This is a genomic window from Rickettsia endosymbiont of Proechinophthirus fluctus (assembly GCF_001602635.1).
GTDB classification, from domain to species: Bacteria; Pseudomonadota; Alphaproteobacteria; order Rickettsiales; family Rickettsiaceae; genus Rickettsia; species Rickettsia rickettsii.
Genome location: NZ_LECS01000004.1, coordinates 1 through 20,078, shown reverse-complemented (window position 1 = coordinate 20,078; position 20,078 = coordinate 1). Strand labels below are relative to the sequence as shown.

Genomic DNA, 20,078 nt, shown 5'->3' with positions numbered 1-20,078 from the left:
TATGCGGGAGAATAACAACGCCTCAGCCCTTACACCTCTTCAGATTGCTCTAATCCCTCTTCCTCTAACTCACTATCTTCTTCTCTTTCAGCAGTGTCAGCAATTAAAGAGACAGACACGACTTTTTCACCATCATCTAGCTTAAATAGGATTACGCCGCTAGTATTACGTCCTGTAATACGTACTGACTCAAGTTTACAGCGAATTAACTTACCGCTATTGGTAATCAGCATTAATTCATCATCCATTTTAACCGGCATAACACCGACGACTAAACCAGTTTTGTCGTTAATATCCATATTGATTATACCGCTACCGCCACGGTCAGTAATTCTATAGCCATAAGCTGAGCTTCTCTTACCAAAACCGTTCTCAGTTACGGTTAAAATGAATTCTTCAGAATTTGCCATTTCTACAATAGCCGGAGCAGTTAAGCTTACGCCAAGTGCTTCAGGATTAAACTCCTCACCTTTAGCAATCTCTAATCTCTGCTCCCACGGCACGGATAAATAAGCATCTCTATCCTCTTTTGTACTACTAATACCTTTAAGCACAGTCATAGAAATTACGGAATCCTCTTTGGCAAGCTTCATACCTCGTACCCCATCAGAAGTACGGCTCTTAATAACACGCAGCGATTCAACAGGGAATCTTAAAGCTTTACCGGCTTTGGTAGCAAGTAAAATATGCTCGTCTTCTTTACATGGTTTTACATCTATTAATTTATCGTCCTCATCAAGCCTAATAGCAATTTTACCGTTCGACTGAAGCTTTTTGAAATCTAATAAATCGCTTCTTCTGATATTACCTTTGGCAGTTGCGAACATAATGTTTAAATTATCCCTCTCATCCTGATTTTCAGGTAGCGGCATAATATTCGTAATATGCTCATTTGCTTTCAGCGGTAATATATTAACCATCGGCCTACCCTTACCCTGCGGATTACTTAAAGGCAGTTTATACAGTTTTAAACTATAAACCTGACCGATATTTGAGAAGAACAACATAGGAGTATGGGTACTACCGACAAAAACTTGCGTGGTAATATCTTCATCACGCATTGAAATCCCTGATCTTCCTTTACCGCCACGTTTTTGTGCACGATAGCTACTTAGAGGTACACGCTTGATATACCCGCCAAGCGTTACGGTTACAACCATTTCTTCACGCTGAATTAAATCTTCTATATCTTGATCAAACTCGCCGAATTCAATTGAAGTAAGACGAGGAGTCGCAAATTCTTCTTTAACTTTAATGAGCTCTTCCTTTAAAATTTCAAGTAACCTTGTACGAGAGCCAAGTATATTAAGATATTCGGTGATTTCCGTAGTGAGGTTCTTTAAATCCTCTTCAAGCTTGTTTTTCTCCATAGCGGTCAGGCGTTGCAATCTCATTTCTAAGATTGCCTTAGCTTGCACTTCAGTAAAGTTACATTTATCCTGCTCGTTTAACATTGCTTTATCATCAATCAACTTTACAAGAGGTAGGATATTTAATGCTTCCCACTGACGAGCCATTAATTCTTGTTTAGCTGCATTCGGGTCATTTGAAGCTTTAATAATACGTATTATTTCATCGATATTACTAACGGCAATAGTTAGTCCTAGTAAAATATGAGCTCTATCTCTTGCTTTATTGAGTAAATATATAGTACGGTTAGTAACTACTACTTCCCTAAAACTAACGAAAGCTGCAATTACTTCTTTCAAATTCATCACTTTCGGTAACCCGTCTTTAAGAGCAAGCATAATAACACCGAAGCTAGTTTGTAGCTGCGTACATGCGTATATTTGATTTAAGACTACTTCAGCAACTACGTCTTTCTTTAACTCAATAAAAATCCTTACACCGTTTTTATTCGATTCATCACGTAAATCACTTATACCTTCTATACGCTTTTCCTTAACCATTTCAGCGATTTTCTCAACAAGCCTTGCCTTATTTACCATATACGGTATTTCGGTAATAATAATTGCTTGACGGCTATTACCGATATTCTCAATCTCGGCTCGACCTCGCATAATGATACTACCTCTACCAGTAAGATATGCCGATCTAATACCGCTAATGCCTAAAATCATTGAACCTGTAGGAAAATCCGGTCCTTTAACAACTTCAAGTAAATCTAATATTTCTATATCGTTATTATCTATATATAAACAGCACGCATCGATAACCTCACCAAGATTATGAGGCGGGATATTAGTTGCCATACCGACCGCAATGCCTCCGCTACCGTTCACCAATAAATTGGGAAACATTGCAGGAAGTACGGAAGGCTCTTCTTCAGAACCATCGTAATTAGGGTTAAAGCTGACAGTCTCTTTATCGATATCCTCTACGAGCTTATACGCAACTTTAGCCATTCGAGATTCGGTATATCTCATTGCTGCCGCCGCATCCCCATCCATCGAACCGAAATTACCCTGCCCGTCTACAAGCGGTAAACGCAAGGAAAAATCTTGTGCCATACGTACTAACGCATCGTAAATAGCACTATCGCCGTGCGGATGGTATTTACCCATCACGTCACCGACTATTCTAGCGGATTTTCTATAAGGTTTACTAGCATGATTACCGGCTTCATGCATGGAATAGATAATTCGGCGATGTACCGGCTTTAAGCCGTCCCGAACATCCGGTATAGCTCTACTTACTATAACGCTCATAGCATAATCAAGATAAGATACTTTCATCTCATCTTCGATATTTACCGGTACTAAATTAGAAGAAGATTTATCAGTCACGATTACTTAGCCTTAAATTTAATGAATTATATTTAATAATAGAGACATAATAAATTTCTTTCAAGGATTGCTTGTATTTATAATCATGCCATTGTTTCTAAGTTACCGATGTCATTGCTGCGGGGCATTGTTGCGTGGATGCCGATGTCATTCCTGCGAAAACAGGAATCTAGTTTTTTAAGCAAATTATATACTAAATTTTTATGTAATTTTCTTTGTTTATCATTTTTTACTGGATTCCCGCTTGCGTGGAAATGACATAAACGAACCATACAACAAGGCCTTTAGTCGCTTACAAGGATGACATCAACCGTTTCTATGCAATAACATAATCGTAAAAGTTAATAAACTTTTTATATATTAGAATTATTTTATACTTTCTAAATATAATGAATGCTGCTCTATTCTTGTTATCTCATCTACCATTACCTATTCTGCTAACCTTTGTTTAAACTTAGATCTTAGTTTTTCTAAATCTTTTATTTTTCTTAGAGAACGGTAATATTTTAGATAATAATTTATTATTTTTATTGAACATGTAGTTGCTCCAGTGATTACACTTAAATTGCTCAAGTTTTAACCACCGAAGATTTTAACTTCGGGTGGTTGGGACGTTCAAAGAACCGTCACAGAACAGTTATAATAGCTTTTAGGTTTAAAGCTTACACTTTAAACCTTATACATAGCTACTATCCCCTGACCATGAAGTCGAGGATTATACCATTTATACGGCTGATAATACCGCTTAGGATAGAGGCTTTGAAAGCCCAGAATAACGTCACCGCTATTCTTGCAAGAGATTTTAGCCAATTTTTTGAAATATCAATTAGCTATCCATGTCATTCCTGCGTGGATCAGTTTTTTTGTCATTGCGAGGAAAATTACATAGTAATTTGACGCAGCAATCTTGAGAAGAATTCCTGAGATTGCCACATAGCCCATGACTGCTCGCAATGACGACTTGATATCCACGCAACAAAACCTCCGCGGGAATGACATCGAGCTGGTTTTACCAAACCACTTAATAAAGCTTGTAGTTGATATAATGATAAATTTTAAGAATGTTCCTCTTCTTGCTGTTTATACCAAAGTTCGGTATAATAGCCTTTGTGCTGTAGCAAGGTTTTATGGTTGCCCCGCTCAACTATATAACCGTTATCTAAAACGATAATCTCATCTGCATCGATAATAGTTGAGAGTCTATGGACAATGATTAAGGGTAGTATGGTGAGCCGAGATCTCTTTAAGGCGTGCTTGAATTAGCTTTTCGGCTTTAGTATCAAGCGAACTTGTTGCCTCATCAAAAACATATATTGCTGGATTTTTCAAGATGGTTCTTGCAATTGCAATACGCTGTTTCTCACCGCCCGAAAGCTTTAAGCCTCTCTCGCCTACCTGCGTCTCATACCCTTCGGGCAACGTGCTAATAAACTCATAAATATGAGCATTTTTTGAGGCTGCTATAACTTCATCGTAGCTTGCTGCATTATTACCGTATGCGATGTTGTAATATATCGCGTATCGTTAAACAGTACCGTATCTTGCAGGACAATTCCAATAGATTTACGCAGCGATTGTTGCATGACTTCTCTTATATCCTGACCATCAATAGTAATATTGCCGCTATTAATATTGTAAAACCTAAAAAGCAAGCGTGATATCATCGATTTCCCTGCCCCGCTACTACCGACTACTGCTAAAGTTTTACCGCTCTTGATCGTAAAACTTATATTATGTAAAATCGGACGTTCCTGATTATAAGCAAAGCTAACATTATTGAAACTAACCACACCTTTTAAGATAATTAGCTCCTTAGCGTTCAAAGCATCCTCTACTTCTACAGGTATATCAAGCAGCTTAAACATATCTTCTATACCTAACTAGAGCGTTTTTAATTTCTCTATAAGCAAAGCCAAGTATTGAAAGCAGAATTGATAGCTGAAATAGATAAGTATTAACAATTATTAAATCGCCGACGATCATTTTATTTTGGTTAATAGCATTTGCTGAAAGTATCATAAGACTAACAAGCCCTAAGGATATTATAACATCCTGCCTGATATTTAAAATCGATATGCTGTTAGTAGTTTTAGTAGCTGATTTTTCATAAGTTTATAAAACCTCATTAAACTTTATCGCCTCATATTCTTCATTACCGAAATATTTAATGGTCTCAAAATTCAGTAAACTATCGATTGCTCTATTATTGGCGGTGTTATCGCTTTGGTTCATTTCCCTTGCAAAAGAAATACGCCAAATACTGATTAGGCAAGTATAACCAACATAAACTATCATTGTTATTAAAATAGTTACGGCAAACCAAATACTGTAAACATACCATAACATCCCGCTTACTAATATAATTTCTACGCTTGTCGGAAAAATATTAAATAACGAATACCGCAGTACCACTTCAATACCTTTAGTACCACGCTCTATTGACCTACTTAAGCCCCCTGTCTTTCTAGTAATGTGAAAACGCATACTTAAAGCATGTACTTAAAGACATTTAGAGCAACTAAGCGAGTTGCTTGATGCCCTACTTTTGAAAAAAAGATATTTCGTAATTCACTGTTGAACAAGTATTTTTGTTCCGCCATATGCAACAATAATCCCGATCATAACCGAAAGAGCAAAGTTTTTATTTAGCCCATTTATTATATATTTATAAACAATAGGAACGAAAACATTTATTACTTTAGCTATGACTAGACAAATAAGAGAGGTAACAATACGCAGGCGTATATCAAAATCCTTCGACCATAAATACGGCAGAAGTAGAGAGAATGAATTTTTGCGAGTTTCGTTTTTGAACATTTTAAAGTTTTGGTAGTTTTCAGCATCATTGCAAGCGGGCATTGCTCACGTGGACACTAAATCGTCATTGCGAGCGACCGTAGGGAGCGTGGCAATCTCATAAAATAATAACAACCTCCTTAGATTGCTTCGTCAATTACTTCGTAATTTCCTTGCAATGACGTTTGTATTAATTACGCTCCGGCAGCAGGTGAAGTCGTCTTTGGCTGATTTTCTAACAGCTTATCTAGCCTTCCCTCTTTTTCAAGATCAAACAGAGCATCACAACCACCAACATGCATATTATCTATAAATATCTGCGGGACGGTCTTTTTTCCACCGGATTTCTTAATAAATTTTTCTTTCTCTTCCTGAGTAAAATTACTTACTTCAATTTCCTCATAAGCAACATTTTTCTCATCAAGCAATGCTTTAGCTTTTATACAATAAGGACAACTAGCGAGAGTATAAACAATAATTGTGTGTAATATAGCTTTATTCATAATGTTATATTTTTTTATTAGATTTTAATATATTATCTTAAACTATAGTTTTTAAAGCAAGTAAAAATGCATGAATAATTTTTCTATTATCTCAGAATATAAACCGGCAGGCGATCAACCAAAAGCAATAGATGAAATTATAGCAGGGTTAAGTAGCAAAAAACGCTCACAAATGTTGCTTGGTATTACGGGATCAGGCAAAACCTTTACTATGGCAAATATTATAGAGAGAACTAATCGTCCTACTCTTATTATGGCTCATAATAAAACTTTAGCTGCCCAAATCTATTCAGAGATGAAATCGCTTTTTCCAAAGAATGCCGTTGAATACTTTGTCTCATATTATGATTATTACCAGCCCGAAGCTTATATAGCACGCACCGATACTTTTATAGAAAAAGACTTATCAATTAACGAACAAATTGATTTAATGCGTCATGCCGCTACAAGATCGCTATTAGAGCGTCGTGACGTTATAGTAGTTTCTTCCGTTTCCTGTATTTACGGCCTTGGCTCTCCCGATTTATATTACCAAATGGTGGTTAATCTAGAGCCTGGTCAAAGCTACCTTCGTGATCAACTACTAAACGATTTGATAAATCTACAATATAAGCGTAACGATATCGGATTTGAGCGTGGCTGTTTTAGAGTTAAAGGCGACAACATCGATATTTTCCCCTCACATTACAGCGATAAAGCTTGGCGTTTATCGTTTTTCGGTAATGAACTCGAATATATCCATGAATTTGATCCCCTAACAGGTGCCAAACTTGCTCAGCTCGATAAAGCTATGGTTTGTGGTAATTCACATTTTGTGATGCCTCAAGAAACGGTCAATAATGCCATATCAGGTATTGAAGAAGAATTACAAAAACGCTTAGAGTTTTTAAAGTCACAAGACAAACCACTTGAAACTCAAAGGCTAAATCAACGTACTCAATATGATCTTGAAATGTTAACGGAAACCGGCAACTGTAAAGGCGTTGAAAACTACTCTCGCTTTTTCACAGGACGTAATGCCGGTGAGCCGCCTCCTACATTATTCGAATACCTACCAGAAGATGCATTATTATTTGTTGATGAAAGCCATGTATCCGTACCGCAAATTAGAGCGATGTATAACGGCGATCGAGCAAGGAAAAAAGTTTTGGTAGAGCATGGGTTTCGTCTACCCTCTGCACTTGATAACAGACCTTTAAAATTTGAAGAATGGGACAAATTTAGACCACAAACTGTGTTTGTATCTGCAACTCCAGGACCGTTCGAGTTAGAAGAAACCAGTGGCACGGTTGTAGAATTGATTATTAGACCTACTGGGCTGCTTGATCCTGAATGTATTATCAAACCCGCTACTAACCAAGTTGAGGATTTAATTAGTGAAATTCAAACCACTATCGCTCAAGGTTTTCGTGTTCTAGTCACCACCTTAACTAAAAAAATGGCAGAAGATTTAACTGCCTATTTGCAGGAGCTAAAATATAAAACTTCTTATTTACATTCTAACGTTCATACTCTCGAACGTATAGAGATTTTACGAGATTTAAGACAAGGTACTATTGATGTTTTAGTCGGTATTAATCTATTAAGGGAGGGGCTTGACATCCCTGAATGCGCCTTAGTTGCTATACTTGATGCAGACAAAGAGGGATTTTTGCGGTCGGAAGTATCGTTAATACAAACAATAGGAAGAGCTGCAAGAAATAGCGCGGGTAGAGTTATACTTTATGCCGATAAAATGACTAAATCTATCGATAAAGCTGTTAGTGAAACGTTGCGTAGAAGGCAAATTCAGCAGGAATATAATGAAAAACACAGCATAATTCCAAAAACCATCAACCGTGTTATTCACGCTTTAGCAGAATTTGAGAAAATCGATAGTAAGCTTGATAAAAAACAAGCTCATACTTTATTTGATAATCCTGCTAAGCTAAAAACCCATATTGATAAATTAAAGAAAGAAATGCTTAAAGCTGCAAGTAATCTTGAATTTGAACAAGCAGTAAAACTTCGTGATCAGCTAAAAACTCTAGAAGAAGCGGCACTCGAGTTGAGTTAATGGTGTGCGTTGTGGATACCAAAATCGTCATCGTCATTGCGAGGCAAACCTGTCAGTTTTGACAATCTCAGGAGTTTGTTATTATTTCATGAGATTGCCACGCAGCCTATGGCTGCTCGCAATGATGATTCAGTGTCCACACGGGCAATACCATTAACAACACCTAAAACTCCTACGATGATACGGTGATAAGCCCTGTATATTAATAGCTTCGATATGTTCTTTGGTGCCGTAGCCGGAATTTTTGTGCCATAAATATTGGGGAAATTCAGCACTTAAGTCTAGCATCAAACGATCCCTAGTAACTTTTGCAATAATAGAAGCCGCAGCAATCGATAATGATAAATTATCACCGTTAATTATACTGACAAATCTTTCATCCTTAAACTGCATATTACCGTCAACTAACACTATTTCTGGCTCAAGGCTAAGATTTGCTACAGCAATAGAACAAGCTTTTTTAGTTGCCTCTAATATATTAATATCATCAATTTCAGTATGAGAAATAATAGCAGTTGCCCAAACATAATTACTAGTGATTTGTTCATATAGTAATTCTCTTTTCTTTTTGGAAAGCTTTTTAGAATCTTTAATGCCCGTTATAATATTGGCGTTATCTACTATAACGGCACTTGCTACTACCGGACCTGCAAGCGGTCCTCTACCTGCTTCATCTATACCTGCTACAATACAGTTATGATATTTTTTTTCAAAATGTAATAGATCTACTTCCATAATTGTATTTTTTTAATTTTTGATATATGATAGAGCAGTTTAGAATTACAAAAAAGGAAAAGTGCAAAATTATTTTCAATTATTAGGACTTCCGCAAGAGTATAATATTAATTTAAAGATATTAGAAAAGCAATATTTTGCTATGCAGGTAAAATATCATCCCGATAAAGCAAAAACTTTGCAGGAAAAGGAACAAAATCTAATTACTGCGGCTGAATTAAATAACGCTTACTCTACTCTTAAAGATGCCTTAAAGCGTGCTGAATATATGCTGCTTTTGCAAAATATAAATTTGAATGACGAAAAAACACGTAGTTTACTTTCGCCGCTAGAATTAAGCATATTCTGGGATGAAATGGAAATAATCGAAAATACTATCTTATTTAGTGATTTAGAAAAAATAAAAGACAAATATGAATTAATGAAAAAGCTTGAAATTGATTCTTTAAAACAAGCTTTTGAAGAACAAAATCTATCAGACGCAACTATAAAAACTAGCAAGCTTAAATATATTGGGACATTGCTGCATAAACTGCAAGAAAAAATAAAATCATGCAAATAATAGAAATTAGGGAACCAGAGCAAGCTGATTTTAAGCCAGAACAGCAAATAGCAGTCGGTATCGATTTTGGCACTACTAACTCATTAATAGCTATTGCAGCTAATAGAAAAGTTAAAGTTATTAAATCTATAGATGATAAAGAATTAATCCCAACTACTATAGATTTTACAAGTAACAATTTTACTATAGGTAATAATAAAGGACTGCGTTCTATTAAAAGACTCTTCGGTAAAACATTAAAAGAAATTCTAAATACTCCGGCACTTTTTTCGTTAGTTAAAGATTATCTAGATGTAAATAGTAGTGAGCTTAAGCTAAATTTTGCAAATAAACAACTGAAAGTCCCTGAAATTGCAGCAGAAATTTTTATTTACCTAAAAAATCAAGCAGAAGAACAATTAAAGACTAATCTAACTAAAGCAGTAATAACAGTACCTGCACATTTTAACGATGCAGCAAGAGGTGAAGTAATGCTTGCGGCTAAAATAGCAGGTTTTGAAGTATTAAGGCTAATTGCCGAACCTACTGCAGCTGCCTATGCTTACGGCTTAAACAAAAATCAAAAAGGCTGTTATTTAGTATATGACCTAGGCGGCGGCACTTTTGACGTATCTATTCTTAATATACAAGAAGGTATTTTTCAAGTTATAGCAACAAATGGCGATAATATGCTTGGTGGCAACGATATAGATGTAGTAATTACACAATATCTTTGCAATAAATTTGATTTACCTAATTCTATAGATACTTTACAACTTGCAAAAAAAGCAAAAGAAACTTTAACATATAAAGATAGTTTTAATAATGATAATGTATCAATTAATAAGCAAACATTAGAGCAATTAATTTTGCCCTTAGTAGAACGTACTATCAATATAGCTCAAGAGTGTTTAGAACAAGCAGGAAATCCAAATATAGACGGAGTTATTTTAGTAGGGGGTGCAACCCGCACTCCTTTAATAAAAGACGAATTATATAAAGCATTTAAAATAGATATTCTATCAGATATTGATCCTGATAAAGCAGTTGTATGGGGGGCTGCATTACAAGCAGAAAATTTAATAGCACCCCACACAAATTCATTATTGATTGATGTAGCACCTTTATCGCTGGGTATGGAATTATATGGCGGTATAGTTGAAAAAATCATCATGCATAATACTCCAATTCCTATTTCGGTCGTAAAAGAATTTACGACTTATGTCGATAATCAAACCGGTATACAATTTCATATATTACAAGGTGAACGTGAAATGGCTGCCGATTGTCGCAGTTTAGCCCGATTTGAGCTAAAGGGACTTCCTCCTATGAAAGCAGGATATATTAGAGCCGAAGTTACTTTTTCTATTGACGCAGACGGTATATTATCCGTTTCTGCTTATGAGAAAATTAGCAATACATCACATGCTATAGAAGTAAAGCCAAATCACGGTATTGATAAAACGGAGATTGATACTATGTTAGAAAACGCGTATAAAAATGCTAAAATAGATTATACTACAAGATTATTACAAGAAGCAGTAATTGAAGCAGAGGCTTTAATCTTTAGCATAGAACGTGCTATAGCGGAATTAACAACTTTATTATCGGAAAGTGAGATATCTATAATTAATTCTTTATTAGATAATATAAAAGAAGCCGTACACGCTAGAGATTGGATCCTAATTAATAATTCTATTAAAGAGTTTAAATCCAAAATAAAAAAATCTATGGATACAAAGTATAATATAATAATTAATGATTTGCTAAAAGGCAAAAATATCAACAAAATTAAATAGCCTCAGTTATATATAAAATATTATATATAATCGAACTAATTTAGATAATAAAAAATAAGAAGAATGTCAGGAAAAATAAAAGTAACATTTATTATAAATGATGGAGAAGAAAAAACAGTAGAAGCACCGATAGGGCTTTCTATTTTAGAAATTGCCCATAGTAACGGTCTAGACCTTGAGGGAGCTTGTGAAGGATCGCTTGCTTGTGCTACTTGTCACGTTATTTTAGAAGAAGAATTTTACAACAAATTAAAAAAACCTACGGAAGCAGAGGAAGATATGCTTGACTTAGCCTTTGGTCTTACCGATACTTCTAGATTAGGATGTCAAATTATTTTAACCGAAGAATTAGATGGCATAAAAGTACGCCTTCCTGCTGCTACTCGTAATATAAAATTATAATGGATTAAAAAAGTGATACGTAAAATACTTCTTTTTGTGTTTTTAGCCTTTACTATAATATGGTTTGCAACTGCATATACTATAAAAAATAACGTTGTAAGTTTAATGAAGAATTCTGAATCCGATAATCTTAAAATATCTTATAATGTAGTTAAGTTTTCAGGCTATCCTTTTAATTGGAAAATTACCGTAACGGATCCTAAAGTAAAATTAATTAATCATGTAAATTCTAAAGAATTTACATGCAAAAATATTGTCCTAAATATAGCTTTTAGTACTAAAAGAGCCGCTCTTAATTTCGGTCCTTTTATTAGAGAAGTCGATAATTACGGCGACAAAACATTTACCTATGATGTACGCAGCGATGATGACATAAAAGGTATAGGAAAATTTAATAAACCTTTATATAAAATATCAAAAGATGATAATTTAAAAGAAATATTAAAATCAATTCAGTTAAATAATAAAGCATTATTGATATTTAAAGATAATCAAGAAATCTTTAAAATTAATGATTTAGCACTTCTTATAAGAAAACAGAATTTAGCAAGTGAGGAAAATATATCCTTATTTTTAAACATGCATTATTATTCAGAAAAAGATATTTTGAATTTTAAAAATGCTAATTTAGATATTGCTGCTTCTTTAAAATTTGCTGAAGACGGAGAAGATTCAGCTATTTTACAAAATTTTAATATAGAGAGATTTATTTTTACTTGTGATAATGATTCTAAAATTAATTTAAACGGTGATTTACAACTCTTTGCCAATAAATTACCGAAAGGAAAACTATATTTTGAGCTGGAAAATTATAATTCCATAGTTGATAAATTATTACCGAATAATATTATTTTTTCTAAGAAAATAATTAAAACAATTATTGCTAAAGCAATTAATAAAGCTTCCGACGTGCAATTAAATACGGAGCAAAATGATTCAAATTCAGCTTACAACAATATAGAAAAAGCTAAGTTTGATATTGAGTTTTCAGACAAAGGAATAAATATCGGTGCTATTAATTTATTAGAACTAAAACTTGGTGAACATAAAGAAGACCAAAATACCACAAATAATTCAAATTAGCTTTATGAACAATTTTAAGCTAGCGACTATTATTAGCATATTTCTTATTTGCAGTAATATTTATGCTGCTCCAAAAGTCATTAAAATCGGTACCGGCTCTATTTTAAAAGGATATTATGCTATTGGACTTGATTTATGCAAGACTATTACAAATGACGATAAAAATAATGAACATATTAAATGCGAAGTTGTTGCAACAAACGGTAGTCTAGAAAATTTAAAATTATTACAACAAGGCAAAATTGATTTAGCCCTAGTGCAAGCTAATATTGCAGTAGAAGCATATGAGGGCATAGGTTATTATCACGATCAAGAAAAAATGCAAAATTTACGTCAGGTGCTTAATCTACATGATGAGTTTTTTACGGTTATTGTAAAAGATGAGGATAAAATAAAAGGTTTTACTGATATTGACGGGAAAAAAATAACTAACGGTCCAGCATTTTCCAGTAGTCATATTACTTATGATGTCGTACGTTCTTTATATAAATTTGCTAAGGAACCTGAAGAGCTACACATTAATTATGAAGATTCTAGTGATCAATTTTGTAATAAGGAAATAGATGCTATAATAATGATGGTTGGACATTCTAACCCCTTAGTAAATTTAATAGCTAATAAGTGTGAAATTGATTTCATTTCTATTGACAATGATAAAATAACGGAATTAATAAAACAAAATAGAGCTTTTCATAAAGCCATACTTCATAAGGGCTTATATCCAGGGATTACCGATAATCACACTACAGTAAAAGTATCGGCAATCCTAGTAACTAGAGATGAGGCAAATCGTGATATTTTAGATAAATTTATCGGAGCTTTTCATCGAAACGTAGCAAATTTTAAACTTTCTAACTACTTATTAAATAACCTGGACATTAACTATTTCGCCGATACTAAAAATTTTGTCCTACCAAAACATGATTCAGTAAGAAACAAAAACTAACAATATCTTATGTCTGAAAATACTATATTTAAAAATATACTGATACCTATAGATTTAAATGATAAAAAATCTATAAAAGGTATTCTTTCTAAGGCTTTAATGCTTGCGACGAACTTTCAAGCAAAATTACATTTTATGTATGTAATTCCTGAATTCGGTACGAAAATGTTTGAAGATTATTTACCTAAACATTGGAGAACAGAGAAAAAAGAAAAGTATAAAGCTCAAATTAAAGAGCTTATCAAACAATATATTCCCAATGAAATTGAAACAGATTATTATATAGGTAGCGGTGCCGTTTATGATGAAATAATTAAGCACTCTAATGAAATTAAAGCTGATTTAATCATAATCTCTGCAGTCAGACTACAATTAAAAGATTATATGCTTGGACCTAATGCTTCTAAAATCGTCCGTCATTCAGATATATCAGTGTTAGTAGTAAGAGACGAGTAATAAGTATTATTTACGGCTCTTGGGAGTGCATTGCTAGCGTGGGTCCATAATCGTTGCAGCCATAGGCTGCATGGTAATCCACAAAAAATAAAAAAAATGCTATAAATTAGCATTTTTTACTGGATTCCTTCGTCAAAACTTACAGTTTTTTCTTGCAATGACGATTTTGGCTGTTATAATTTCACTTTCAACTTCACAAATCCTTGATAGCTTTGATATTTCTTTTGTAAATGACAGTGATATTCAAGTAATACGCTTACATTATCTTTTTCAGTTAAAACGCTAGCACCGATATTATAAGCGACTTTAGGTTGCTTCGGTAATGCGATATTTTCATTAACTTCTCTATCTTTCCATTTTACTTTAGCATTAAGTTACTATTATCATTAAGTAATGTTCTACAGATGCTTGAAGTGCAGGCATAACACTGAAACCTTCAGCTATTTTCTGCGGTGCTAAAGAGCTACCTTACCGCCTAAAATACCGCTCTATAAATGCTACTTTTAGAACCAATACTCAAATACTGAATACCTATAACATCACTTTCTTGATATGTATTGTCTTTAGAGTGGCCGTATCTTATACCAAGATTTGGAGTAGGAGTAATAGCACCATTCATAAGATGATTATAACTTAATAAAGTTTCAAAGTTATAATTATTATCCTTATATTTACCGGTTGCAATAGTACCTAAACGGTTGATTTACTCTTTACTATATTAGATAGTAAGCAAACATAGCTTGTATCATAAAGTTTTTCGGTAATTCTTTTTGTCCGTATAAAGTTACGATATGGTTATCGATATTAGTATTTGCCCTGCTACCGTTAGATTTAAACTTTGAATCCAATTTAGTATAAGCAATACCGACTAAATCTTTGTAGTTATCAGAACCAATATCAAAACCTATAGTACCACCCACAGCATGACCTTTATAACCGGCAAAACCTTTTTGCGTATTAGTACCGTAAGTACCTGCAATCCAAAGGCTTTTATCTAACACTTTTTCATCTTCATCACCCGCAGCAACCACAGCACTAGAGAACATTCTATGCGATATAATATTACAGCTCATTTGAGTGATTATCATGAATCAAATTATATATTGCTCCAATCATTTCTTCGTCTTATTTTACTGCATTTTGCATTTCTACAACTTCTCAGCAGCTTCAACTCTTACAGCTTCAGCAATGCTTGCTTCTGCAGCTTCCTTTATAGAAGCAACTACTTTTGCCTCCTCTTCTTGTCTAGCTTCCTCTTGCTTCGAGTTTTCAAGGCTAACTTCAGAATCCTTAGATTCTGATTTATTTGTACTACTAGATACTTCTACTTTTGTTCGCTCCTGTATTATATTATAATCATCATTTTCATAATCTTCTTCAATGTTAAAATCATCATCTTTATCATCAAAACCTTCAATATTGCCCTCTACAGGAACAATCCTCTCTACAGTATGTGGAGCTTCTTCCACCGGAGGCAGAACTACCCCTACATCTTCCATATTAATAAACTACTGGTACCGGTGCTAATGGAGCTGCAACTGCAGGAACAACTATTACCTCTCCTACATTCTCTTCAGGATCTGCCGGTAAAACCAACGGTGCAACAGGAACCACAAAAGCAACAGCAGAAGCTACTACAACTACTCCACCATAGCTTATGTCTCCATTTGCTACTACTTGTGCTGCTGCTGACTCAGGATGTCTTGTAGCAACTTCTTCTTCATTTACAGCTGCCGTTTCTATAATTACTGCTAACCTAGAACGCTTTAAGTTGCTGCATTAATCCTGCATCTTGATTCATTCTAATACATAAATTTCTTGTTTCCTGATCTATACCACTTGCTACTTCTCTTTTAGGACCTATGAACTCAATATTGGTTCCTTCTTTTATAGTTTAAGCTAATTGATTTATATTACCATCAAGTGCATCTGCATTTTTAGTTGTATATTTCTCAAAAACTTCTTCTACAATTAATGCTTTTAGTTTTTCCTTTCCTTGAGTCTTTATTGCTCACTCTCTTTTTAAATCCGTGTCAATTGAAGCTGCTATAGCTTGCACAACGGTTTCGTATTTTTTCCCCTATTTTAGAAGTAGGAGCAATATAAGCTACTGCCACTGCAACCACAGCATTTTTTTTAGGAAAAAGATTTACGATAGGCTTTAGACTGTTCCTCTTTCTGACTAAACCGTCCATACCAAGCCCATTATATCCTATCCTCGTAGGTAGTGGCAGGGTCCCCACCTGCTACCACTATTACTGGTGCAATAACAGGGGTATTAGCAGCTTTACTCCTTTTAATACCACTTCTATTTTCTCATCACTTATTTATATTAAGAAATTTTACAATTGCCTCTTTTAAGAAATCTTTAGTATTAGGTATTAAAGCTTTCATTTTTGCATTAAAATTATTTTGTACGGCATCTGTTATATTTTTCTCTGTAATGGTTTTAGAAGCTTTAGATAAACCAGCTGCATTATCGGCTAAAACTTTTCTTAGTAATCTAGCGTTAGTATCAACTGCCGTTTCATAAATTCTTGATAATGTTGCCGGTACAGCTTGATTTTATAAAAATGTTAGCCTCTATCTATATTACTTTCCACTGTTAAATTAACAATATTGTTATTAATCCAATTATTTATTTGAGTATTTACTTCGTGTGCTTTAGGAGTAAGGGCTATATTATCGCGTACTTCTCCTTTATTAGGAGCTAGATCTAGTACATCGAAAAATTTTATCTCTATTTCATTATTTAAAGAATTTGCTTCTAAAACATTTTCATTTTTAGCAATATAATCTATTCTTGATATAATTGTTTTCTTATCTTGTAGTTCATCTTTTATTTTTATTTCAGTACTTCTTGCCGTAATATGATTTTGTAAGTCCAGCGGTAATTTATCAAAAGTATAGTTTAACGGTCTATTGCATTATGTTCTTCTTCATTAAATAGCTCTTTAAAAAATTCCTTGTTGGCTATTTTATTATTTAAAGTTAAAGCTTGCCTTGAAATTTGCTTTATTACATCATCATCTTTTAGTCTATTCCAAATAATTCTCAGTTTTTATCATTAATTGTGCTTTATCAGGCTTTGCTTCTGAAAATGATGCTAAAGACTCAAGTGAACTTTTCCTTTCTTCTAAAGTTAAAAGTGTTTTGATAGTAATCCCTAAATCTGTTTCTGCACCTAATCTAATATTCTTACTTCTAGCTTTCCGGGATTTCCATTATTTTTAGCTAAATACATCTCATTATGAAATATTCTGTCTAAAGTATTCGGAGCTACAAGAACTTCTGCGACTGCTCTGCCTACAACCGGTGCCGGTGCAGCTATTCTTCCTCTTAATGCAACATCTTCTTTTGCCTTTAGATTTATAACCTGCTAATTTTAGTTCATCATTACCTATGGCATCTAGATTTGCTATATCCCTAGCTATTGCAAGTCTTATACCTACACCTGCCGGAGGAGGAGCTGCTACTCCACCCGGTAGAGGCAGAGGAGGCGGTACTACTCCTGCCATTGCTTGAGGTGCTATATTACACAAGACCTACTAGACCCTCATTATCTATTCTTATTTCACCTACAGTCTTTTTTAGGACAAGTGCCAGATCACTCATTGTTAAAGCATCGAAATTATTTATCAATGCCTGCATTTTCTTACCATCCAAATCTTTAGTTATTAAACCGGCATCTTTTAAAATCTTGTTATAACTTTTTAGACCTTACTCATCAACTACCTTATCGTTTTCATTCACTATCTTAATTTTACCGTTATCCAATATATGCTTCTTTTAATTTAGCCATCTGCTCTCAATAATTAACTACTATTGCAGGATCAGCTAACTTCATTACAGATTGTCTTATGGGAATACTAGATTGTTTAGACTCAAGCTCAACTAAGTTTTGATTAACATAGTTTTTAAATTGATCTAATAATTTATGTTTTGCTTCCGGAGTAGCTACGCTTTTAAACTTATTTAAAAGGGCTATTTCCTGATTCAGAGTATTTAGCATTAATATCGATGCTTCGTACAAATTATTTACAACTTTTAAATCGTCATTCGCATCTACACCGCCTGTCATAGCTATATATTTTAACTGCTCCAAAGGTGTATTTAAATTTTCTATGTTATAAAATGTATAGCCTTTTTAATTTTATCGTTAATACTGACAGTATTTGCCCCTTCAGCTTTAGCAAGGATTTCCAATACTTGAAGTCTATTTTCTGGAGCCATCTCTTGCTCGTTACGTCCTGTTTCTACTGCTGTATTACCTGTTAAATCAACAACTTCAACACCGGCTGCACATACTTCTCTTCTTTCTCTAGCACCGTTAAGTACAGGAGCAACTGCTTGAAGTCTAGTGACTGCTATTATTGCGTTATTGAATAATCTGCTTTCCCCCGGCATAAGATGGTCAACAAGGTCACCAAAATCTGTACGGTCCTGAATTCCTTTTATAACATTAAGCTTTTGAGCAGGAGTTAATATTTGGTAGTCAGCAGTATGGTTCAATATATCATAGATTTCTATATCTGCTCTTGCTTCCCCGGTCACAGCGGTAAGGATTGCAGCATTAGCACAGTTAAGTAAGAATAATTTTGTAAGTTTAGAATTTATAGATTTAATATTTTTGCCATAATCTCTAATTCCTCTTTAATAAATCTTATTACTTAAAATATTAATACTTTTTTGTTATTAAAGATAATGATACATAAAAAATATTATGTCAAAAATTTATATTGATGAGTTATAAAATAGGATAGTAACGTGGATTTTATATGATATTTTAGTATTTATAGGAAATGTTGTTAACGTTTAGTTAATTTATTAAAATCTCGTAGAATATTATACGATATTACTTCTATACATGCAAACTATATTATTAAAATTTTCATTATTTTTAAAATGCTTTATAATGATTGTTATATAACATGATGTCATTCCCGCATGAATACCCAAGTCGTCATTGCAAGCGAACGTTAGTGAGCGTGGCAATCTCAGAAATTGTTCCAATATTGCTTAGTCGAAACTTGCAATTTTTCCTCGCAATGACGCAAAAATCGTGCCACGCAACCGCGCTTTCTTGCTTACACGGGAATGACATTAAACTATAAGGTATATTACTTTGTCTCTCAAAACCAAATTACTTTTTATTACAATCAGCGGCATTATAATATTATATTTTGCTATTCCTCCTGTACCTTTACTTAAAGATGTAAGTTTCTCACAAAGAGTATTTGACCGAAACGGCGAGTTAATGCGTATTTCGCTTTCTAAAGACGATAAATATAGGATATTCACTCCTATACGTGAAATACCGGCAAGTTTTATAGAAACAGTACTATTATATGAAGACAAGCATTTTTATGCGCATTTTGGCGTTAACCCTGTTTCTTTAGCCAAAACTTTTTATTCTACTTATTTACAGAATAATCGTAAAATAGGCGGCTCTACTATAACAATGCAAGTAGCACGTTTAAGATATGGAATAAACTCTTCTACTATTCTTGGTAAAATCCATCAAATCATTAAAGCTATTCATGTAGAGCTACATTATTCAAAAGATGCAATCCTAATTTTTAGGCATAAATGACCATTTCATACCGGTAGAAAATCCAGCACCTCCTCGCCCTCTAAGCCCTGATTTCTTAACCTCTTCAACGATGAAATCTCTACCTTTATCAAGCAAAGCTTTAGTATTCTCCCAATCGCCTCGCTTCTTGCTAGATTTCAAATCATGGCTTTGCTGCCCATGCAGGTTAGTAAAAATTTTGTCTTCTTCTTTTAGCATAAACTATTCTCGTTATGGCTTAAAAACGTCATTGTGAGGAAAAATTGAAAATTTTGATGAAGCAATCTCATGCCAAAATCCTGAGATTGTCATGCAGGCTACAGCCACTCGCAATGACAATAAAGCCGGCCCAAGCAACAATGCCTGCTCGCAATGACGATTCTTTACCTTTCTATTACTTTTTTATTAAACTTCCTATTAACAAACATTGTAAGTATCGGAG

General features: G+C 33.9%; 19 protein-coding genes and 3 pseudogenes. 11 read left to right on the top strand and 11 right to left on the bottom strand.

Going from position 1 to position 20,078, the window contains the following annotated elements; translation table 11 throughout:
- Positions 1 to 29 precede the first annotated feature (29 nt).
- Positions 30 to 2,747 carry a DNA topoisomerase (ATP-hydrolyzing) subunit A gene (gyrA, locus tag BG75_RS01915; RefSeq protein ID WP_062811246.1) on the bottom strand — a complete coding sequence of 906 codons (2,718 nt, stop codon included), beginning with the start codon at positions 2,745 to 2,747 and terminating at the stop codon, positions 30 to 32.
- A gap of 940 nt (positions 2,748 to 3,687) precedes the next feature.
- On the opposite strand from gyrA, the gene BG75_RS10500 reads away from it, so the two are divergent.
- The gene (locus tag BG75_RS10500; protein WP_368072210.1) at positions 3,688 to 3,918 is read left to right on the top strand and encodes a DNA gyrase subunit A; all 231 of its coding nucleotides are present in this window, start codon (positions 3,688 to 3,690) and stop codon (positions 3,916 to 3,918) included.
- On the opposite strand, the pseudogene BG75_RS01910 reads toward BG75_RS10500, so the two are convergent.
- A pseudogene (locus BG75_RS01910) lies at positions 3,815 to 5,564 on the bottom strand (ABCB family ABC transporter ATP-binding protein/permease); the annotation flags it as partial. The gene BG75_RS10500 and the pseudogene BG75_RS01910 overlap by 104 nt on opposite strands.
- Before the next feature lie 173 nt (positions 5,565 to 5,737).
- Positions 5,738 to 6,046 (bottom strand): glutaredoxin 3, encoded by a 309-nt coding sequence (gene grxC, locus BG75_RS01905; RefSeq protein WP_010976927.1) that lies wholly within the window; start codon positions 6,044 to 6,046, stop codon positions 5,738 to 5,740.
- Between the two features lie 70 nt (positions 6,047 to 6,116).
- Between grxC and uvrB the strand changes: the two genes are divergently transcribed.
- Positions 6,117 to 8,102 carry an excinuclease ABC subunit UvrB gene (uvrB, locus tag BG75_RS01900; RefSeq protein ID WP_062811245.1) on the top strand — a complete coding sequence of 662 codons (1,986 nt, stop codon included), beginning with the start codon at positions 6,117 to 6,119 and terminating at the stop codon, positions 8,100 to 8,102.
- Between the two features lie 153 nt (positions 8,103 to 8,255).
- Here the strand turns inward: uvrB and BG75_RS01895 are convergent, their stop codons facing one another.
- Positions 8,256 to 8,837, bottom strand: coding sequence for a ribonuclease HII (locus tag BG75_RS01895; protein ID WP_062811244.1), 582 nt, complete (start codon positions 8,835 to 8,837; stop codon positions 8,256 to 8,258).
- 61 nt (positions 8,838 to 8,898) lie between these two features.
- On the opposite strand from BG75_RS01895, the gene hscB reads away from it, so the two are divergent.
- From hscB to BG75_RS01865, 6 genes are all read left to right on the top strand, one after another.
- A complete protein-coding gene (hscB, locus tag BG75_RS01890) occupies positions 8,899 to 9,399 on the top strand; it encodes a Fe-S protein assembly co-chaperone HscB (RefSeq protein WP_004996487.1) in 501 nt (166 codons plus the stop codon).
- Positions 9,390 to 11,177, top strand: coding sequence for a Fe-S protein assembly chaperone HscA (gene hscA, locus BG75_RS01885; RefSeq protein WP_062811243.1), 1,788 nt, complete (start codon positions 9,390 to 9,392; stop codon positions 11,175 to 11,177). Before hscB ends, hscA begins: the two co-directional genes overlap by 10 nt.
- 63 nt (positions 11,178 to 11,240) lie before the next feature.
- Positions 11,241 to 11,579: a ferredoxin family 2Fe-2S iron-sulfur cluster binding protein gene (locus BG75_RS01880; protein ID WP_062811242.1), complete on the top strand. Its 339-nt coding sequence runs from the start codon at positions 11,241 to 11,243 to the stop codon at positions 11,577 to 11,579.
- Positions 11,580 to 11,591: 12 nt separating this feature from the next.
- Entirely contained in the window at positions 11,592 to 12,662 is a 1,071-nt protein-coding gene (locus tag BG75_RS01875; RefSeq protein ID WP_062811241.1) for a hypothetical protein, read from the top strand.
- A 4-nt stretch (positions 12,663 to 12,666) separates the two neighbouring features.
- A complete protein-coding gene (locus BG75_RS01870; protein WP_062811240.1) occupies positions 12,667 to 13,608 on the top strand; it encodes a TAXI family TRAP transporter solute-binding subunit in 942 nt (313 codons plus the stop codon).
- 9 nt (positions 13,609 to 13,617) lie between these two features.
- Entirely contained in the window at positions 13,618 to 14,064 is a 447-nt protein-coding gene (locus tag BG75_RS01865) for a universal stress protein (protein ID WP_014364467.1), read from the top strand.
- A 475-nt stretch (positions 14,065 to 14,539) separates the two neighbouring features.
- Here the strand turns inward: BG75_RS01865 and BG75_RS09475 are convergent, their stop codons facing one another.
- The 3 genes from BG75_RS09475 to BG75_RS09465 all read right to left on the bottom strand — a co-directional run bounded on the left by BG75_RS09475 (position 14,540) and on the right by BG75_RS09465 (position 15,563).
- Positions 14,540 to 14,683 (bottom strand): hypothetical protein, encoded by a 144-nt coding sequence (locus tag BG75_RS09475; RefSeq protein WP_368072209.1) that lies wholly within the window; start codon positions 14,681 to 14,683, stop codon positions 14,540 to 14,542.
- 94 nt (positions 14,684 to 14,777) lie between these two features.
- Entirely contained in the window at positions 14,778 to 15,137 is a 360-nt protein-coding gene (locus BG75_RS09470; protein ID WP_252903580.1) for an autotransporter outer membrane beta-barrel domain-containing protein, read from the bottom strand.
- Positions 15,138 to 15,212: 75 nt separating this feature from the next.
- The gene (locus tag BG75_RS09465) at positions 15,213 to 15,563 is read right to left on the bottom strand and encodes a hypothetical protein (protein ID WP_252903579.1); all 351 of its coding nucleotides are present in this window, start codon (positions 15,561 to 15,563) and stop codon (positions 15,213 to 15,215) included.
- A 158-nt stretch (positions 15,564 to 15,721) separates the two neighbouring features.
- On the opposite strand from BG75_RS09465, the gene BG75_RS10320 reads away from it, so the two are divergent.
- On the top strand, positions 15,722 to 15,847 hold the full coding sequence (locus tag BG75_RS10320; RefSeq protein WP_305140705.1) for a hypothetical protein: 126 nt from the start codon (positions 15,722 to 15,724) through the stop codon (positions 15,845 to 15,847).
- A gap of 444 nt (positions 15,848 to 16,291) precedes the next feature.
- Positions 16,292 to 16,597, top strand: a complete 306-nt coding sequence (locus BG75_RS01850; protein ID WP_062811239.1) for a hypothetical protein — start codon at positions 16,292 to 16,294, stop codon at positions 16,595 to 16,597.
- Positions 16,598 to 17,312: 715 nt separating this feature from the next.
- On the opposite strand, the gene BG75_RS01845 is transcribed toward BG75_RS01850, so the two are convergent.
- The 3 genes from BG75_RS01845 to BG75_RS01830 all read right to left on the bottom strand — a co-directional run bounded on the left by BG75_RS01845 (position 17,313) and on the right by BG75_RS01830 (position 18,618).
- Complete coding sequence (locus BG75_RS01845) at positions 17,313 to 17,582, bottom strand: hypothetical protein (protein ID WP_062811856.1); 270 nt, start codon at positions 17,580 to 17,582, stop codon at positions 17,313 to 17,315.
- 290 nt (positions 17,583 to 17,872) lie between these two features.
- Positions 17,873 to 18,169, bottom strand: coding sequence for a hypothetical protein (locus tag BG75_RS01835; protein ID WP_252903578.1), 297 nt, complete (start codon positions 18,167 to 18,169; stop codon positions 17,873 to 17,875).
- 17 nt (positions 18,170 to 18,186) lie between these two features.
- Entirely contained in the window at positions 18,187 to 18,618 is a 432-nt protein-coding gene (locus BG75_RS01830) for a hypothetical protein (RefSeq protein ID WP_062811238.1), read from the bottom strand.
- Positions 18,619 to 19,189: 571 nt separating this feature from the next.
- Here BG75_RS01830 and BG75_RS01825 point away from each other — a divergent pair.
- Positions 19,190 to 19,639, top strand: a pseudogene (locus BG75_RS01825) (transglycosylase domain-containing protein); the annotation flags it as partial.
- Here BG75_RS01825 and BG75_RS01820 read toward each other — a convergent pair.
- A pseudogene (locus BG75_RS01820) lies at positions 19,640 to 19,855 on the bottom strand (NADH-quinone oxidoreductase subunit F); the annotation flags it as partial.
- Positions 19,856 to 20,078 lie beyond the last annotated feature (223 nt).

Excerpts from the sequence above, each read along its gene's own strand:
- BG75_RS10500 (WP_368072210.1), top strand. The coding sequence starts at position 3,688 with ATGACTGCTCGCAATGACGACTTGATATCCACGCAACAAAACCTCCGC.
- BG75_RS01880 (WP_062811242.1), top strand. The coding sequence starts at position 11,241 with ATGTCAGGAAAAATAAAAGTAACATTTATTATAAATGATGGAGAAGAA.
- grxC (WP_010976927.1), bottom strand. The coding sequence starts at position 6,046 with ATGAATAAAGCTATATTACACACAATTATTGTTTATACTCTCGCTAGT.
- BG75_RS01895 (WP_062811244.1), bottom strand. The coding sequence starts at position 8,837 with ATGGAAGTAGATCTATTACATTTTGAAAAAAAATATCATAACTGTATT.
- BG75_RS09475 (WP_368072209.1), bottom strand. The coding sequence starts at position 14,683 with ATGAATGGTGCTATTACTCCTACTCCAAATCTTGGTATAAGATACGGC.
- BG75_RS01845 (WP_062811856.1), bottom strand. The coding sequence starts at position 17,582 with ATGGCAGGAGTAGTACCGCCTCCTCTGCCTCTACCGGGTGGAGTAGCA.
- BG75_RS01865 (WP_014364467.1), top strand. The coding sequence starts at position 13,618 with ATGTCTGAAAATACTATATTTAAAAATATACTGATACCTATAGATTTA.
- BG75_RS01870 (WP_062811240.1), top strand. The coding sequence starts at position 12,667 with ATGAACAATTTTAAGCTAGCGACTATTATTAGCATATTTCTTATTTGC.
- BG75_RS09470 (WP_252903580.1), bottom strand. The coding sequence starts at position 15,137 with ATGAGCTGTAATATTATATCGCATAGAATGTTCTCTAGTGCTGTGGTT.
- BG75_RS09465 (WP_252903579.1), bottom strand. The coding sequence starts at position 15,563 with ATGGAAGATGTAGGGGTAGTTCTGCCTCCGGTGGAAGAAGCTCCACAT.
- uvrB (WP_062811245.1), top strand. The coding sequence starts at position 6,117 with ATGAATAATTTTTCTATTATCTCAGAATATAAACCGGCAGGCGATCAA.
- hscA (WP_062811243.1), top strand. The coding sequence starts at position 9,390 with ATGCAAATAATAGAAATTAGGGAACCAGAGCAAGCTGATTTTAAGCCA.
- BG75_RS10320 (WP_305140705.1), top strand. The coding sequence starts at position 15,722 with ATGTCTCCATTTGCTACTACTTGTGCTGCTGCTGACTCAGGATGTCTT.